This window comes from Flaviaestuariibacter terrae (assembly GCF_054777635.1).
This window is the reverse complement of record NZ_BAAHAL010000006.1, coordinates 777,170-794,196: the sequence shown is the minus strand read 5'-3', so window position 1 is coordinate 794,196 and position 17,027 is coordinate 777,170. Positions and strand designations below refer to the sequence as shown.

Annotated in this window: 9 protein-coding genes; 3 read left to right on the top strand and 6 right to left on the bottom strand. The window is 60.5% G+C overall.

The genetic code is table 11. From position 1 onward, the window contains the following. Positions 1–168: 168 nt before the first annotated feature. Positions 169–1,152, top strand: coding sequence for an ATP-dependent 6-phosphofructokinase (gene pfkA / locus ACYU7Z_RS04165; protein ID WP_460567673.1), 984 nt, complete (start codon positions 169–171; stop codon positions 1,150–1,152). Positions 1,153–1,232: 80 nt separating this feature from the next. Next, on the top strand, positions 1,233–2,723 hold the full coding sequence (pyk, locus tag ACYU7Z_RS04160; RefSeq protein WP_460567671.1) for a pyruvate kinase: 1,491 nt from the start codon (positions 1,233–1,235) through the stop codon (positions 2,721–2,723). A gap of 111 nt (positions 2,724–2,834) precedes the next feature. Here the strand turns inward: pyk and ACYU7Z_RS04155 are convergent, their stop codons facing one another. The 4 genes from ACYU7Z_RS04155 to glgX all read right to left on the bottom strand — a co-directional run bounded on the left by ACYU7Z_RS04155 (position 2,835) and on the right by glgX (position 11,910). Next, entirely contained in the window at positions 2,835–3,617 is a 783-nt protein-coding gene (locus ACYU7Z_RS04155) for an alpha/beta hydrolase (RefSeq protein WP_460567669.1), read from the bottom strand. Positions 3,618–3,736: 119 nt separating this feature from the next. Next, a complete protein-coding gene (gene treY / locus ACYU7Z_RS04150; RefSeq protein ID WP_460567667.1) occupies positions 3,737–7,891 on the bottom strand; it encodes a malto-oligosyltrehalose synthase in 4,155 nt (1,384 codons plus the stop codon). Beyond that, entirely contained in the window at positions 7,884–9,725 is a 1,842-nt protein-coding gene (gene treZ, locus ACYU7Z_RS04145; protein ID WP_460567665.1) for a malto-oligosyltrehalose trehalohydrolase, read from the bottom strand. The genes treY and treZ overlap by 8 nt, the downstream gene beginning before the upstream one ends. A gap of 1 nt (position 9,726) precedes the next feature. Continuing rightward, a complete protein-coding gene (glgX, locus tag ACYU7Z_RS04140; protein ID WP_460567662.1) occupies positions 9,727–11,910 on the bottom strand; it encodes a glycogen debranching protein in 2,184 nt (727 codons plus the stop codon). A gap of 179 nt (positions 11,911–12,089) precedes the next feature. Here glgX and ACYU7Z_RS04135 point away from each other — a divergent pair, with 179 nt between their 5' ends. After that, positions 12,090–13,367: a hypothetical protein gene (locus ACYU7Z_RS04135; RefSeq protein WP_460567660.1), complete on the top strand. Its 1,278-nt coding sequence runs from the start codon at positions 12,090–12,092 to the stop codon at positions 13,365–13,367. Positions 13,368–13,372: 5 nt separating this feature from the next. On the opposite strand, the gene ACYU7Z_RS04130 is transcribed toward ACYU7Z_RS04135, so the two are convergent. Beyond that, positions 13,373–16,294 carry a GH92 family glycosyl hydrolase gene (locus tag ACYU7Z_RS04130; RefSeq protein ID WP_460567658.1) on the bottom strand — a complete coding sequence of 974 codons (2,922 nt, stop codon included), beginning with the start codon at positions 16,292–16,294 and terminating at the stop codon, positions 13,373–13,375. Continuing rightward, complete coding sequence (locus ACYU7Z_RS04125; RefSeq protein WP_460567656.1) at positions 16,291–17,016, bottom strand: copper homeostasis protein CutC; 726 nt, start codon at positions 17,014–17,016, stop codon at positions 16,291–16,293. The genes ACYU7Z_RS04130 and ACYU7Z_RS04125 overlap by 4 nt, the downstream gene beginning before the upstream one ends. Between the last annotated feature and the right edge of the window lie 11 nt (positions 17,017–17,027).

Genomic DNA, 17,027 nt, shown 5'->3' with positions numbered 1-17,027 from the left:
AATCACAATTCATGCCATGATGTTCGCTTTCTAAAACAAACTACCTTCCGCCCCCTAAGGGTTTCGACCGAATTACTGTGTCGTAGGGACACAATGCCGGCAAAACCCTAATTTTGGCGCGACCGTGACGACTTGCTTGCGTTAAACGAACCGAAACGATTATCTGGAATGGAAAAAAAAGTTTCCCGCATTGGCGTGCTCACGTCCGGAGGTGATTCCCCGGGAATGAATGCCGCGATCCGTGCGGTGGTGCGTACCGGAAATTATTATGGACTGGAGGTGTTCGGCATTATGCGCGGCTACCAGGGTCTGATCGAGAACGACATTGTGCGGATGGACAACCGTTCCGTAGCCAATATCATTCAGCGTGGCGGTACGATCCTCAAGACCGCCCGTTGCAAAGCCTTTTATGAAAAGGAAGGCCGCGCCCAGGCCTACGAAGTACTAAAGAGTCACGGCATCAACGGCCTCGTCGTCATCGGCGGCGACGGCTCCTTCCGCGGCGCCGTTCACTTCAGCCGCGAGTTCGACATTCCCTGCATCGGTATCGCCGGCACCATCGACAAGGATATCGTCGGCACCGACTTCACCATCGGCTTTGATACCGCGGTCAACACCGCTATCGAGGCGATCGACAAGATCCGCGACACCGCCGATGCGCACGACCGTCTCTTTATCGTGGAGGTGATGGGCCGCGATGCGGGCTATATCGCCCTGCACAGCGGCATCGGCACCGGTGCCGAGCACATCCTGGTGCCCGAGCAAAAGACAGATATCAACGCCGTGGTGGCATCGCTCAAGGAAAAGGAGCGCCGCAAGAAGCTTGTGAACATTATCGTGGTGGCCGAGGGCGATGAGTTCGGCGGCGCCAACAAGGTGGCCGAAGTGATCAAGGCCGAACTGCCGAAAGCCGAGACGCGCGTGTGCATTCTCGGGCATATCCAGCGCGGCGGTTCGCCCACTTCGATGGACCGCCTCATCGCGAGCCGTATGGGCTACCACGCCGTCGAATGCCTGATCGAAGGCCGCCACAACGTGTTTGTCGGCATCCAGAACAACCGCATGAACTACGTTCCCCTGGAGCAGGTGGGCAAGAAGAAAGGCACCATCAGCCAGGAGTGGATGAAGATCGTCAAAATACTCGCTTCCTAATCGCTGATGTAGGATGTAGGATGGCTGACGTATTCTAAATCAGACATCCGATATCAGAGATCAGACATCAACAAGATATTATGAGCAAGAACGTCGGAAAATATTACCACAAGCAAATGGACCGCACCGCGGGTATCGAGCACACCTATCACCGCACGAAGATCGTGGCGACCGTGGGCCCGGCCTGCGATACCTACGAGAAGCTTCTTGAGCTGATCAAGTGCGGCGTCAACGTGTTCCGTCTCAATTTCTCGCACGGAACGCACGAAGACAAGGCGAAGATCATCGACTTTATCCGCCAGATCAACAAGACCGAGCCGTACAACATCGCCATTCTTGGCGACCTGCAGGGCCCAAAGCTGCGCGTGGGTGAGATGGAAAACGGCGGCATGGACGTGAAGCCGGGCGACATCCTCACCTTCACCAACGAGAAACTGATCGGCAACAAGGAGCGGATCTACGTTTCGTACCCGAACCTCCACGCCGATGTCAAGGTGGGCAACACGATCATGATCGACGACGGAAAGATCGAGGTAAAAGTGGCCAATGTGCTGCGCAACAACGACGTACAGGTCGAGGTCGTGCTCGGCGGATTTCTTTCCTCCAAAAAAGGCGTGAACCTGCCCGATACCAAGATCTCGCTGCCGGCCATTACCGACAAAGACCTCGTCGACCTTGAGTTCATCATCGACCAGGAGCTCGACTGGGTGGCGCTTTCGTTCGTACGGAGCGTGAAAGACATCGTGATCCTGCGCAGCAAGCTCCAGGAGCGCAAGAGCAAAACAAAGATCATCGCCAAGATCGAAAAGCCCGAGGCGCTGAACAATATCCGCGACATCATCGTTGAGTCCGACGCCATCATGATCGCCCGTGGCGACCTCGGTGTTGAGCTTCCCGTGGAGCAGATCCCACTGATCCAGCGCGACCTGATCCGCAAGTGCCTGCACCGCGCCAAGCCGGTGATCGTGGCCACGCAGATGATGGAGTCGATGATCGACCGCAGCAAGCCGAACCGCTCGGAAATCACCGACGTGGCCAACGCCGTTCTTGAAGGCGCTGACGCCGTGATGCTCAGTGGCGAAACCGCCACGGGCAACCACCCGAAGCTCGTTGTGGAAACGATGCGCAAGATCATCATGGAAGTGGAGCGTACCGAGTACCGCTACGACCGCGAGGAGTCGCTGCAGCCGCAGCCCCACTCCCCCTCTTTCCTCAGCGATGCCGTTTGCTACAATGCCTGCAAGCTCGCCTCCGACGTTAATGCCGATGCCCTCATCGGGATGACGCAGAGCGGTTATACCGGCTTCATGCTGAGCTCGTACCGCCCGAAGTCGCCGCTCTATGTATTTACCAAGGAGCGCTCGCTTGTAAACCAGTTGAGCCTCAGCTGGGGTGTGCGTGCCTTCTTCTACGATGAAGAGAACAGCCTCGACGATATTGTCGACGATCAGCACGAGATCCTGAAGGAGCGCGGCTTCCTGAAAAGCGGGGACGTAGTGGTCAACACCGGGTCAACGCCGGTGCACCTGCACCTGCCGACCAACGTGGTGAAGATCACGAAGGTGGATTAAGCGGCAAGCCTGCGCGCTGACGACTAATGATACGAGAACGGATGCCAAAGGCATCCGTTCTTTCGTTAATGCGCTTCAGGATTCACGCCCCGGAGCTCACGCTTCACGAGCTCAGATCAATATCCGCTGCGGGCGCTTCCAGAGCCAGTGGTAGAAATCGCGGAAGGAGGCGCGCCAGGCGGCTTCACTGTGCTCGCCCTCGGGGTTGTACACCTCGTGGAGATCGAAGCGCGGGTATTGCCGCAGCACGGCGCAGATATGCCGCACACGCTCCGCCATCTGCGCGCCCTCTTTTTCACCCGCGTAGAAATACAATTGCACCGGGAGCTTGCTCCGCGCGGCCAATGAGGTTGTTTGCGCTTCGAGGTCGTTCTGCAGCCAGAACGAAGGCGAAAAGATCCCGGCCTTGCCGTACACCTCGGGGTGCACCAGGGCGGCATAGTACGAGATCAGCCCGCCCATCGACGAGCCCGCGATCCAGGTGTGCTCCCGCCCGGATTTCGTACGGTAGGTGCGATCAATAAAGGGCTTGAGGGTTTCGGTCAGAAAGGCGAGGTAGGGCCGCCCCTCTCCTTTTCCAAACTCGGGGTCATCATGGAGCTTGTACTCACGGAGGCGGTGCTCGCCACCGTTGTCGATGCCCACTACAATGCACTTGCGCTCGGCCTCGTCGATCGTTTCATCCACCTGCCATTCTTCGCCAAAGGCGCTCCATTCTTCAAAGAGGTTCTGCCCGTCGTGCATGTACAGCACCGGGTAGCTTTTGTCGCTCTCATGATAGTCGGGCGGCAGGTATAGCCAGATGCGCCGGTAGCGCCCCAGCTGCGGCATGTAAAAAGCGGTGTCCAGTATATATACGTTCGGCGCCAGCTGGCTGTTTCGATCTTCGGACATTGGTGGATTGGTAAAGTGGGATTGGTAAAGTGGTTTATTGGTAAGGCGTATCCGGCCGACCTTTCTTTCTTGTATTTGTTTTATTCATTAGCAGACCAGCAGACTAACTCATTCGCAGACTACCCCCGGCCATACCATTCGGTCCATTGGCGGAGCCGTCGCCTGACTTCCTTGCCCAACTGCCCCGGCAGGAGCCGCCAGGTCCAGTTGTTTTCGGTGGAAGCCGGCCGGTTCATGCGGGCCGACTCGTCGAGGCCAAGAACGTCCTGCACGGGAAGGATGGCGGTTTCGGCCACGGAAGATAGGGCAAGGCGGCACAGGTATTCCGGAACTTCATCTTCGGTCAGGGATCTGCCCGCGTAGGCCTGCAGCCGCTTGCGGGTAGCATCGTCGATATCCTGGCGGAACCAGCCCTTTGAGCTGTTGTTGTCGTGGGTGCCGCTGTACGCAAAAAATGGGCGCCCGTAGTTGTGCGGTATATGCGGCGACGTCGCGATATCGTCACCAAAAGCAAACTGGAGCACCTTCATCCCGGGGAGACCGAAGGAATCCCGCAGGTCGAGCACCGCGTCGTCGATATCGCCCAGGTCTTCGGCAACAAAGGGCAGGTCGCCAAGCTCCAACCGGATCGTTTCAAAAAAGTGTGCAGCCGGTCCGGGTTTCCATTCCCCCTCGCGGGCGGTGCTGGCCCCCGGTGGCACTTCCCAATATGCGGCGAATGCGCGGAAGTGATCGAGCCGTACCAGGTCGAAGAGCGCGCAGTTGCGGCGCAGGCGGCGCAGCCACCAGGCGTACCCGGTTTCGCGGAGCTTTTCCCAGTCGAACACCGGCATGCCCCAGAGCTGCCCGTCGTCGCTGAAGGCATCGGGCGGCACCCCGGCGAGTCCTAACCGCGCGCCGGAAGCGTCGAGCCGGAAGATGTCGCGGTGGGCCCATACGTCGGCCGAATCGTAGCTCACGTAAAACGGAAGGTCGCCGATAAGCCGGATCCCGCGCTCGTTGCAGGAGCGCTTGAGCGCCTCCCATTGCTGGTCGAACACGAACTGCTCCCAGCGTACCTGTTGAAGTGCTTCCCTGTCAAGGCTGGCCAGTGCAGCAGCGTCGCGCCGCTTCCAGGGCTCCGGCCATTCGTACCAGGGCTTGCCGCCACTTTCCCGCTTGAACAGTGTATAGGAAGCGAAATCGTCAAGCCAGTCTTTCTGCGCCAAGCAAAACGCATCGAAGGCAGCGTTGTCGCCACGCCCGCGAAAGCGCGCCCAGGCCGTTGCAAGCAGCTTGTCCTTGGCAGTTTCCGCAGCGGCAAAATCAACCTGGTCGCCGGTTTGTACTTCGTACGGGTGCAGGTCTTCCGCTGTCAGCAAGCCTTCTGCGAGCAGCAGCTCGGGGCTGATGAGGAGCCGGTTGCCCGCGTGGCTCGAGGTGCTGCTGTAAGGCGAATGGCCCTGCCCGCTCTCGGTAGGATTGATCGGGAGCAGCTGCCAGCAGGCTTGCCGGCTCTTCGCGAGAAAATCGGCAAAGCGGTATGCTTCCGGGCCAAGGTCGCCAATGGCAAAGCGCCCGGGCAGTGAGCTGATGTGCAGGAGCAGCCCCGCGCCGCGGGTTCGCCGATGCAGGGAAATGCCGTCGAGTACCGCGACCGGAAATCCGCGCAGCACGTCGCCAACGCGTAATTGACGGCCCGCCTCGACCTGCTTGTTGACAAACAGGTTTTTCCATCCGCTTCCGAGCTCCGTGGGCAACACGAGGCGGGTATCTTTCCAATCGAAATCCGTGATGTCTTCGGCAAGCGCCGCACTGTGGAGGGGCAGCAGCACGAGCAGGGCCCGGTTGCCGTGGCGTCGCAGGAAGGCAAAGACGTGTCGCTGGAAGGCACCTTCCAACGCCACCGGCTCGTAATCCGCTTCCGCAAAAAAACGCGGGTCCTCGCGCCGCAATTGCAGCAACCGAAGCGTAAGCCAGAACTTGACCCGGCCATCGGTACGCGCCGCCCAGAGCTCCGACCCTTTTGATTCGTTGCCCTCCGCCAGGGTCTCAAGCCAATCCCTTCTACGGTCGTAATCCACCGGACGCCGGTTGTCCGGGTCCACGAGGCTAAGGTCCCAACCCTCACAGCCCTGGTAAATATCCGGAGTGCCCGGGGCTGTGCATTTGAGCAGCAGCTGCGCCAGCGAATTGACGATCCCTGCTTCGGTTACCCGTTGCCGTAAGCCCGATGCCAGCGTCCAGAAATCACTTCCCGGCGCGGCAAGCTTCCGGGCCAGGCTTTTCGCCGCTGCTTCGTAGTCGCTGTCGGGCTGTGCCCAGTCGGAGCGTCGCTTGCTTTCGCGCAAGGCCTTTTCCAGGTAGGCCTCCAGGCGATCGCCATAGCCCGGCTCGTCGGCGAAGGGTGCCGTACCGATCAGCGTCTGCAGCAGCAGGTAGGTATCGTTGGCATCGGGTGCCGGCTCGCTGTTTGTTTCGCGCCAGCGGCGTACGAGGTCCAGCCAGGGCCCGGGCAGTGCCGACAGCGCCTGCAGGCGGGCGCGTACATCCTCGCCACGCTTCGTGTCGTGGGTCGAGGTGGCGTTGAGCGCCAATGGCCATTCGGCCCGGCGCTCTTTCAGGGCCCGGTGCAGCTCGCCGGTTGTCCAGCCAAAGCGGGTGGGCGTGTCACCCACCTCGTTGTTCCCGATCGCCCGGAAGAAGGTGTACATCAGCGTGTCTTCCACGCCCTTTGCCATCAGCGGCCCGCTCAGTTGCATCAGCCTCCGGTACAGGTGGGCAATCGCGCCCGCCCGCGCCGAATCCGGCTCTTCCTGCAGCAGTGTATGCTCGAGCAGCCCGAGCGCAGGTGCCAGGTCGGGCCGGCTCGTGCGGGCTCCTTCAAATGTTTCGTGTACAAGCGGCCGCTCGCTATCGGGCAGCGGGTGCGCGTTTCCGTAATAGCGGTAAACGGGGAGGTGCAGCAGAAACTCCGCAACGGCTGTCTTGAGGTCCTTGCTGCGCATCTGCGCATACTCCTCGGGCCTGAGCAGCTGCATGAGCAACTGGTACAGGTTCTCGAGCTCGCCTCCCATATGCCGGTACAGGATATGCGCTTTCTTATCGCGAACCTGTTGCGCAACGCTGCGGTGGTCGGGCACGAGGCTGTAGTAAAAGCGGGTAAAGTCGGCTTCGCTGTCGCGGTCGGTCAGCAGCTGGTTCACCTGCGCGAGAAAATCGTAGCCCGTGCTGCCTTCGATCGGCCATTGCTGCGGCAGCTCCTCGTCCAGCGCGAGTATCTTCTCGACCACGATATAACAGTCGGGTCCCAGCAGCGCGCGGAGCCGCTCCAGGTATGCCGATGGATCGTAAAGACCATCGACGTGGTCCACGCGCACTCCCTGGAAGACGCCTTCGGTCACGAGCTGCCGGATAAGCTCGTGGAAACTGGAAAACACATGCTCGTCCTGCATGTTGAGGCAGATGAGCCCGTTGACGGTAAAGAAGCGGCGGTAGTTGATGCGGCCGTCGGTCTCCTGCCAGTGGCAAAGCCGGTAAACCTGGTCGTTGGCAAGCCCGATGAGATCGTCCTTGTTGCTATTCCATGCGGCCAGCTGCCGTTCGATCCCGGCGTGCACCGCTTCATTTTTCGCGAGTCCTGCGAGCTGTTGCATGAGCTCTTCGAACCGCGTTTCATATTGATGCGCTTCCTCCGAGGATCCGAGTTCAGCAGCCTGCTGCAGCCACTGGCGGAGCGCATCGCTCGCGCCATCGCTGCGCAACACGGCTTCGTACGAACGCAGCCGGAGCGGGTAGCGGCTTCCGAAGTAGTCGAGGTGAAGACGGCCAGCGGCAAAGCCGAGCGTGATCTCTCCGGCCCGTACGGCTTCCTCCAGCGACTTTCCCAGAAAAGGCGCCATGATATGCCCGGAGGCGACGGCGTCGTTCCAGGTTACATCAAAGAAGTTGGCGTACACCGAATGACGGCCCTTCTCCAGCACATCGCGCAGCCAGGGGTTGCGGGTATCGTAGGCCATGTGATTGGGTACGATGTCCTGCAGCCAGCCGATGCCCGCTGCACGGAGCCTTGCGCTGATCCGCCGCAGGTCTTCGAGCGTTCCGATCTCCGGGTTTATCTCGAGCGGATTGAGCGCATCATAGCCATGCGTGCTGCCCGGAACCGCCGTGAAAATGGGTGATGCGTAGATGCTGCCCACGCCGAGACCAATGAAATAATCAAGATGCCGCTCGAAATCGGCAAGCGTGAAGTCCTTATGAAACTGGATCCGATAGGTGGAAACCGGGTTATACATCAGTGTGGGTATACAGGATGAAGGATTCGGGTTGAACGAGCACGATGTCGCCGCTTAGCCCCTCGCCGGCGGCAGCGCTGGAGCCGCCCCACTCGGGTGCTGCAGAATCGAGCCGCAGGCTCCAGGAGCTGTCGCAGACCGGTAGCGTAAAGGGAGTAAGGCTCCTCGAAAAATTCATGAGGCAGAGCAGGCTTTGACCAGCGCCCTGTCGCTGCAGGATAAGTGTGTTGTCGGTTTCGGAGGCTTCGGCGGAAACGGTTCGCCGCTCGAGCACATACAGCGACGGCTCCGTTTTCCGCAAGGCGATAAGCCGCTTGTAAAACGACAGCAGCAACGCATGTTGTCCCTCGCTGCGCAGCTCCCAGCGAAGCTTCGACCGGTGAAAGGTTTCTTCAGCTACCGGGTCGGGAGCTGACCCATCGGCATGAAAGGCAGCGAACTCCCGTTGCCGTCCCTCGCGCACGGCCGCAGCGAGCCCTGGATCGGTATGACTGACGAAATACAGGAACGGGTTGGGCTCGCCCCACTCCTCGCCCATCCAGAGCATCGGGAGGTACGGTGCTGCCAGTACGGCGCCTGCCATAAGCTTCAGCATGTCGAACGAAACCAGCGCGCTGCTTCGCTCCCCCAGCATCCGGTTGCCTACCTGGTCGTGGTTTTGCGAAAAAACGATGAACTGCTCGCCGCCCTGCGTGCGCGCGGGCTGCCCGAAGTGCTTCTTGCGGTGCTCCGACCACTGGCCGTCATAAACGTAGGCATCACGGTAGGCCTTAGCGAGGTGCCCGATACCGCTGAAGTCGCTGTAGTAGCCGCTTTGGTCGCCCGTTGTCGTAACCCGGAGGGCGTGGTGAAATTCATCGACCCACTGGCTGTGCATCCCGAAGCCGTTGTTGCCCTGGTTGTCGATAAAGCGCGGGTCGTTGAGGTCGCACTCGACAATCAGGTAGTGCGTGCGCCCCGTTTGCTCCATGAGCTCGTCGACCGCCACGCGCAATTGGCGGAGCAGGTGCACGGAGCCGAAATCCTTGATGGCATGCACCGCGTCGAGGCGCAGCGCGTCGATGTGAAAATCGCGCAGCCACATAAGGGCGTTCTCGATGAAATAGCGACGCACGCCATCGCTCCAGGCATCATCGAAATTGAGCGCACCGCCCCAGGGCGTGCTGTACTTGCCGGTAAAGTAAGGACCGAAGGCGCCGAGGTAGTTGCCCTCGGGTCCGAGGTGATTGTATACCACGTCGAGAACCACAGCGAGCCCGCGCTGGTGGCAGGCGTCCACCAGCCGCTGCAGGCCTTCCGCGCCTCCGTAGCTGTCCTGTACGGCGAAAGGAAACACGCCATCGTAGCCCCAGTTGCGGGTGCCGGGAAACTGCGCAACGGGCATCAGCTCGATGGCGGTAATCCCGAGGTCGACGAGGTGGTCGAGGCGCGACTCGATGCCCGCGAAGCTGCCTTCGGGTGAGAAGGTGCCGCAATGAAGCTCGTAGATGATGTATTGGTCGAGCGCAGGATTTTTCCAGCCGCTGTCGTTCCAGGCATGCTTCCGCAGGTCTGTAACGAGGCTGGCGCCGTGCACGCCGTCGGGCTGCGCGAGTGATGCAGGATCGGGCAGCGGATCTCCTCCATTAACCCGCAACTGGTACCGGTCGCCCGGCCGCAGCGGGCAATCCGGCAGCGACCAATAGCCGTGCCCGGCGGGCTCCAGGGCGAGCCATTGCCCCTTTGCGAGCAGCTCGATGCTGTTGCTGCCCGGCGACCACACCCGTAGTTCTACGGATCCATCCGGTCGTACTACCGCGCCCAGGCTTCGTTCGTTTACAGGGATACGTTCCATCTCAGTTCATTGTTTCTACGTTTTCTCCGGGTGCGGGCTCGGGCGGCGCGGCGGGTGTTTCATGCCAGGGCTGCCGCAGCACGATCACGGTGCGGCCAAACAAATGCAGCGGATCTTTTTCATTCACCGGCACGCCCTCCTCCGAAACAAAATCATCCGAGGTATCGATCACCTTGCGCCAGCCGCTGCCGTAGCGCGCGGGCAGGAAGAAATCGAGCCCATCGAAGTGCGCATTGAAAACAAGGTAAAAATTGTCGTCGTGTATGGGCTGGCCCACTTCGTCGACGGTACGCAGCGCAGCGCCGTTGAGGAACACAGCGAGTGATTTGGCGAAATCGTGCGTCCAGTTCTCGTCCGTCATCTCCTCGCCGCTGGGCTGGAACCAGTTGATGTCTTTCAGGTGCGTGCCCTTGATCGGTTGCCCCTTGAACCAGCGCTTGCGCGAGAAGCAGGGATGCCGCCTGTAGAAATGTATCAGCTTCTGCGTAAACTCCAGCAGTGCGCTGTCATTTTGCTCCCAGTTGATCCAGGAGATCTCATTATCCTGGCAATAGGCGTTGTTGTTGCCCCGTTGCGTGCGCCCGAGCTCGTCGCCCGCCGCCAGCATCGGCACGCCCTGGCTCAGGAACAGCGTCGACAGGAAATTGCGCTTCTGGCGCGCCCGCAGCTTTTTCACCTCGGGGTCGTCGCTGGGGCCTTCCACGCCGCAGTTCCAGGAGCGGTTGTGGCTTTCGCCATCGTTGTTGTTCTCCCCGTTGGCCTCGTTGTGCTTGTCATTGTACGATACGAGGTCCTCGAGCGTGAAGCCATCGTGCGCCGTCACGAAATTGATCGAGGCAAAGGGATGCCTGTAGTCGTTGAAATACAGGTCGGGGGAGCCGGTAAGCCGGAGGGCGAATTCGCCGAGCATGCTCTCGGCGCCGCGCCAGTAGTCGCGCATGGTGTCGCGGTATTTCCCGTTCCACTCGGCCCAGCCCTGTGGGAACTTGCCTACCTGGTAGCCGCCTTCCCCGATGTCCCAGGGCTCGGCGATGAGCTTTACCTGCGAGATCACCGGGTCCTGGTGGATGATATCGAAGAAGGAGCCCAGGCGGTCCACATCGTGCAGCTCGCGGGCCAGTGCCGCCGCCAGGTCGAAGCGGAAACCGTCCACGTGCATCTCGAGTACCCAGTAGCGAAGGCTGTCCATGATGAGGCGCAGCGTGTTCGGCGTCATCACGTTGAGTGTGTTGCCGCAACCGGTGTAATCCATGTAGTAGCGCGGATCTTCAGTAAGGCGGTAGTATTCCGAGTTGTCGATACCCCGGAAGCACAGGGTGGCGCCCAGGTGATTGCCTTCGGCCGTATGATTGTACACTACGTCGAGGATCACCTCGATGCCGGCGCGGTGCAGGGCCTTGACCATTTCCTTGAACTCACGCACCTGCTCGCCGAGCTTCCCGGAGGAACTGTAACGCTGGTCGGGGGTGAAATAGGCGATCGTGTTGTAGCCCCAATAGTTGGAAAGCCCTTTTTTGAGCAGGAAATGATCGCGCACGAACTGGTGCACCGGCATCAGCTCGATGGCCGTGATGCCCAGCTTCTGCAGGTGGCCGATTATTACCGGGTGGGCGATGGCGGCATAGGTGCCGCGGATGGCCTCCGGTATTTCCGGGTGCTTCCAGGTGAGCCCTTTGACATGCGCTTCGTAAATAATGCTTTTGTGATACGGGGTGCGTGGCGGGGTATCCCCCTCCCAATCGAATGAAGTGTCGATGACCACCGACTTGGGCATGTACGACGCACTGTCAGTCTTGCTGAAGCTCAGGTCGCCATCCTTGTGCCCGAGTTTGTAGCCATACACAGCGTCGTGCCACTGCACAATTCCCGACAGCGCCTTGGCATAGGGGTCGATGAGCAACTTGTTGGGGTTGAAGCGGTAGCCCTTTTGCGGCTCGTAGGGACCGCTTACCCGGTAGCCGTATTGCTGGCCTGGCCGGATGTCGGGTACGTAACAATGCCAGATGTTGTACGACCGCTCGTCGAGGCGGAGGCGAGCCTTCTCGCGCGTTTTCTTTCCCCAGGGCTCAAACAGGCAGAGCTCCACGGCTGTAGCATTCTCGGCATACAGTGCGAAATTCACTCCTTTTCCATCCCAGGTTGCTCCCAACGGGTAGGGCTTTCCCGGGTAAACGCGGTATTCCATGCTATCTGGTTGCGGGTATTAAGTTGGTGCTCCGAATTATGAAAAAGTCAGGCCATGGTGCCGCTGTCGGGGCAGCGTGTAACGCGTTCGCCTTGAGGTGGATCGATTGCGAGGCAAGGACGCTTTTTCCCCTTGCCCGATTCCCGGTTGCCCTTTGCCGATTCACGTAACTTAGCGCGATGACCAAAAACGAGCTTTCGGCCCGCCTCGATGCCTTCGAAGAAGCATTGGCGGCCTACGGTGTGAGTAAGTTTACTGGCAGGGAGATCTGGGACCTGCGTGCTGAGATCGTTGAAGAATTCCGCTCCGTTGAGTTTGCCGATCCCGGCGAGCGCAAAGACCTGTGGCAGCGCTTACAGGATGGGATGGACATGCTTCGCCAGAAAACGGCCCTGCTGCAGGTGGAGAACGAAGCCTTTGCAACCGAGGCGGAGGAAAAGATCGACGCGCTCCAGCGCCCGCTCGATGAGGCGGCACCGGAGCGGGAATGGACCCGCGAGGAGCTCGCCGCCCTCCGCGCCGCGGCCAACGAGGTCTTCGAGTTCATGCGGCAGTCGCGCTGGCCCACACGCGAGCGGCGTACGGCGGTGTGGGACCGCTTCAGCGCTGCCCGCGACCGGATCAAGACGCTGGAAGATGCGCTCTTTGCCCGCGTCCGCGCCGGCATCCAGCTACGCCAGGAACGCTCCGCGTCGATCACCACGCCGTTTAAAGCCCTGCTGGAAGCGCTCCGGCCCGCTGCGCCACTCGATGGAATCATGCCCCGATTCGGAGCGTTGCAGACGGCTTTCGCAGCCAACGAAATACCCGCTGCCGGTTTCGGTTTCCTGGAAAAAGCAATTGCTGATGGCTCTGCCGCCCGGACGCCGTTGAAACTCAAAAGCGATACGCTCCGCGAGCTGCGCCGCCTGTTTACGGAAAGCCGAAGCCAGTTTTCGAAGGAAGACGGCAACGATACTTACGCGCTAATCACCGCTGTGCAAAAAGAAATGGACGCGGCCTGGAGCCAGTACAAAGAGGAGCGCCAGAAGAAGCAGGACGAGTGGGCGCAGAAGCAGCGCGCGTTTACCGACATGCTCGCCGGGAAGCTCCAGAAGCGCAGGGCCGACGCCGCTAATCTCGAGAAGATCGTCGCTGCCAAGCGCGACTTTGCCCCGAAGCTCGAGCAGCGACTGCTGAACCAGCAGGACTACCTCAACAAGCTGTACGACGACCTCGACGAGCTGCAGGCCAGGCTCGATACGGCGCGCAATTTCGATATGCGCGAGCGGCTGGAAGGCGCTATCGAAAGCAAGAAGGCCCGGATCGCCGAAGTGGAGACCGACATGAAAAGCGTTCAGGAGCGTATTGATACCAACCAGAAAGATATCACGGAGATCCTGGCCAAGCTGGCGAAGATCGACGAAGGGGTCGCCGAAATGCAGCAGAAGATCGAAGAGCTGGCGCGCCGCAAATAGGCAACCTAGTTCACCAGCACTTCGTCGATAAACAGGTGGGCCGGCTGTCCGGCGCTGAGGTGCCCCGGGGGCAGTGGCCCTCCATTGACCGCGCGTACCCGGATGAAACGCGCCTGCACCTGCACCTCCTGCCCCAGGCTTTGTACCTGCACACCGGGCGCTTCGGGCGCCACCGTGTTGCGCACACGCGCCAGCTCGCGGAATTCCTTCCCATCATCGGAGACAGAAAAGATCACCTCCTTCGGGTACAGGATCCAGGGCCCCGGATCCTGCAGCACGTGCACGCCGAGGTAATGAACCGGCCGCACGGTCTTCAGGTCGACGGTCGCCTCGAAGTCATTGCCCCAATAGCTTTGCCACTCGCCGGCCTTCCAGTTCTCGCTGCCGAAGATACTGTCGACCAGGGCGTCGGGTCCACCGGCCGTGTACATCGGGTTAACGGTGCTCCGGACCGTAATTGTACGGTCAGCCGGTATCCGGTAGAACCGCTGCCGCTGCACGAGGTTCTGTTTTTCGCTGTACGTCTCCGATAGCATCAGCGAACCGGTCTTGCGGATCCAGAAAGCGCGCTCGTAACGCTGCGGCTTTTTGAGGGCCACGGCGCTGTCGGGTATGAACGAGAAGTAGACCGGCTGACTGCTGTCGCTGCGAACGATTCGCACGAGGAGGCTGTCGCGGAACTTATTGCTCTCCGAAGCCACAAAAGGCACGGCTGCTGTGTGGTAGTCACTGATCCGCGAAACCGGCCACTGCTCGCCGCGGATGCCCAGCGGGCCGGGCTTTGGCCCGGTGACAAAGTCAAGCGTTCCGCCGGCCGCTAGGAGCTCGTGCAGCACGTAGCTGTAGAAATACGGTTTCCCGTTCAGGCGGGCCGATTGCAGGTAATAGGCGCCAGGTGTGCTTCGATGTGTGTTGATGGTGAAAGTCTTCCCGTTCTCGAGGCGGATAACGGCTTTGTCGAAAAGTGAGGTGCCGAACACATACTGGCTGTTGCCCGGGCAGACCTGGTAAAACCCCAGGGCGCTCATGATGTACCAGGCGCTCATCTGCCCGCAGTCTTCGTTGCCGATAAGGCCGTCAGGACTGTTCTTGTAAAATTCCGTACAAATACGGTGCACGAGCTCCTGTGTTTTTTCGGGCCGGCCGATGTAGTTATACAGGTAAGCCATGTGGTGGCTCGGCTCGTTGCCCTGGGCATATTGCCCGATAAGACCGGTAACATCCGGCTGCTCGCGGCCCGTCGTCTGCGAACCCGTCGTGAACAGCTCGTCGAGCTTTGTCCCGAAGGCATCGCGGCCCCCGTGCAGGCGGATCAGCCCGTCGATATCCTGCGGCACGGCGAAGCTGTATTGCCAGGAATTGCCCTCGGTGAAGAAATTATTGATCTCCCGCGGGTCGAAGGGGCTGTGCCAGCGCGCGTCGATCTTGCCGCGCATATGCCCGGTTTGCGGGTCGAAAAGGTTCTGGTAATGCTGCGCCCGGCGGATGTAGGTCCGGTATACCGAATCCTGCCCCAGCGAGCGGGCCAGCTGTGCGATGCACCAGTCGTCGTAGGCATACTCCAGCGTTTTCGATACCGACTCGTGCTCCTGGTTGTTGGCGATGTAGCCCTGGCTCCGGTAATACCCGAGCCCAAACCGGTCGCTTTCCGCATAGCTGCGGGCCGCCTTCAGGGCGAGCTGCGCGTCGAAGTTGCGGATGCCTTTCTGCCAGGCATCCACGATCACCGGCACCGAATGGTAGCCGATCATGCAAAAGGTTTCGTTGCCTGCCAGCTCCCAAACGGGGAGCATCCCTCCTTCCTCGTATTGCGCCAAGAACGTGTTGATCCAGTCGGAAGTGCGACCCGGGTTAAGGATCGTCATCAGCGGGTGGTAGGCACGGTAGGTATCCCAGAGCGAAAACACGCTGTAGTAGGTGAAGCGCCGCGCGTTATGCACTTTGCCGTCGGTGCCGCGGTAGTCGCCATTGAGGTCCTGGTAGATATTCGGCACCAGGTTCGTATGATAGAGTGCCGTGTAGAAGCTGGTCTGCTGGTCGCGCGTGCCGCCGCTGATATCGATCTTGCCGAGCTCCCGGTTCCAGGCCGCCTTGGCTTCGGCCTGCACCTGGGCGAACGGCTTACGCCCGACCTCTCCGTCGAGGTTGGCACGCGCGCCTTCCATACTGACCCCGGAAATACCCACGCGGCAACGAAGCTGGCGGGCGCCATCAGGTGTAAAGCGAAGCGCCGCCTGCAGGTCTTTTCCCTGCACCGCCGACATGCTGTCTTCGCGGCCCGCGTGGCGTACGGTATAATTACGGATCGGTGCATCGAAGCGGATGTAGAAATACAGCACCTGGTTCTGCGCCCAGCTCCTGCTGCGGCGGTAGCCCCGGAGCGTGTAGGCATCTACTTTTTCAAGGGCGGCATCGAGTACCTCGTCGCGGTGTACAAGGTCGATCAGCAAACCCGCAGCCGTCGTTCCTGCCGGGAAGGTATACTGGTGAATGCCGCTGCGCGTGGCCGTTGCAAGCTGCGCGCGGATGTTTCCTTTTTTCAGCAGCACTTCGTAATAGCCCGGCGCCGCTTTCTCGCCGGCATGGGAGAACGGGCTGCGGTATTCGGTATTCTTCCACTTCACGGGGCCGGTAAAGGGCATCAGCAGCAGGTCGCAATAATCGGGGATGCCCGTTCCGCTCAGGTGCGTATGCGAGAAGCCATAGATGACCGAGTCGGAATAGTGGTAGCCGCTGCTGCCGTCCCAGTCGTCCATACGCGTGTCGGGGCTCAGCTGCATCATCCCGAAGGGCATCGAGGCGCCGGGGTAGGTATGCCCATGGCCGCCGGTGCCGATAAACGGGTTGACGAGCTGCGTGTAATCGCGCTGTGCCAGGAGTTGGAGGGAGAAAAGCAGGATTGCGGAAAGGGAGAGCGTTCGTCTCATGACTCAAGGTTTTGGCGCAGGGCGCGCACTTGTTCGGGGTCGATGGCGTCGAGGGTAAAATCGGTGTCGGGGAAAGCCGGGTGGCGGAATTCCATGCTGCTTTCGCGGCGGCCCCGGAGCGACGAATGAAACTCGCTGGCGCCGGTCGCTTCGGCCAGCGCGCGGATATTGTCGGGCCGGATGCCGGAGCCGGGCATGATCGTAATGCGGTCACCCGCGGCCGTTACCAGGCGGGCGATGAGCTCAGCGCCCTGCGGCGCCCCCGGCTGCTGCCCCGAAGTAAGGATTCGCTGGAAACCCAGATCGACAAGTTGCCCGAGGGCCTCGAAAGGATCGCGGCAGCGGTCGAAGGCGCGGTGAAAGGTGACCTCCATCGGGTAGGCAAGCTCCACGAGACGCCCCAGCTTTTTACGTGGCAGCGTTCCGTCTTTTTTCAGCATCCCAAGCACCACGCCATCGCATTGCAGTTCCTTGCAGGCACGGATGTCCCACTCCATGATGCCAAGTTCCTCATCGCTGTAGCGGAAGTCGCCGCCACGCGGCCGGATGATGGGAAAGATCGGGAGCGCAAATGCTTCGCGGCAGCTGCGGATAAGTCCCATCGATGGCGTCAGGCCGCCCTCCGAAAGGGCGCTGCATAGCTCTATACGGTCGGCGCCACCCTTGACGGCGCTCTCCGTCGTGGCAAAGTCGGTTGTGGCGATTTCAATCAGGTAGTTCATAAGCCTTTTTG

Excerpts from the sequence above, each read along its gene's own strand:
- treZ (WP_460567665.1), bottom strand. The coding sequence starts at position 9,725 with ATGGAACGTATCCCTGTAAACGAACGAAGCCTGGGCGCGGTAGTACGA.
- ACYU7Z_RS04155 (WP_460567669.1), bottom strand. The coding sequence starts at position 3,617 with ATGTCCGAAGATCGAAACAGCCAGCTGGCGCCGAACGTATATATACTG.
- ACYU7Z_RS04125 (WP_460567656.1), bottom strand. The coding sequence starts at position 17,016 with ATGAACTACCTGATTGAAATCGCCACAACCGACTTTGCCACGACGGAG.
- ACYU7Z_RS04135 (WP_460567660.1), top strand. The coding sequence starts at position 12,090 with ATGACCAAAAACGAGCTTTCGGCCCGCCTCGATGCCTTCGAAGAAGCA.
- ACYU7Z_RS04130 (WP_460567658.1), bottom strand. The coding sequence starts at position 16,294 with ATGAGACGAACGCTCTCCCTTTCCGCAATCCTGCTTTTCTCCCTCCAA.
- glgX (WP_460567662.1), bottom strand. The coding sequence starts at position 11,910 with ATGGAATACCGCGTTTACCCGGGAAAGCCCTACCCGTTGGGAGCAACC.
- pfkA (WP_460567673.1), top strand. The coding sequence starts at position 169 with ATGGAAAAAAAAGTTTCCCGCATTGGCGTGCTCACGTCCGGAGGTGAT.
- treY (WP_460567667.1), bottom strand. The coding sequence starts at position 7,891 with ATGTATAACCCGGTTTCCACCTATCGGATCCAGTTTCATAAGGACTTC.
- pyk (WP_460567671.1), top strand. The coding sequence starts at position 1,233 with ATGAGCAAGAACGTCGGAAAATATTACCACAAGCAAATGGACCGCACC.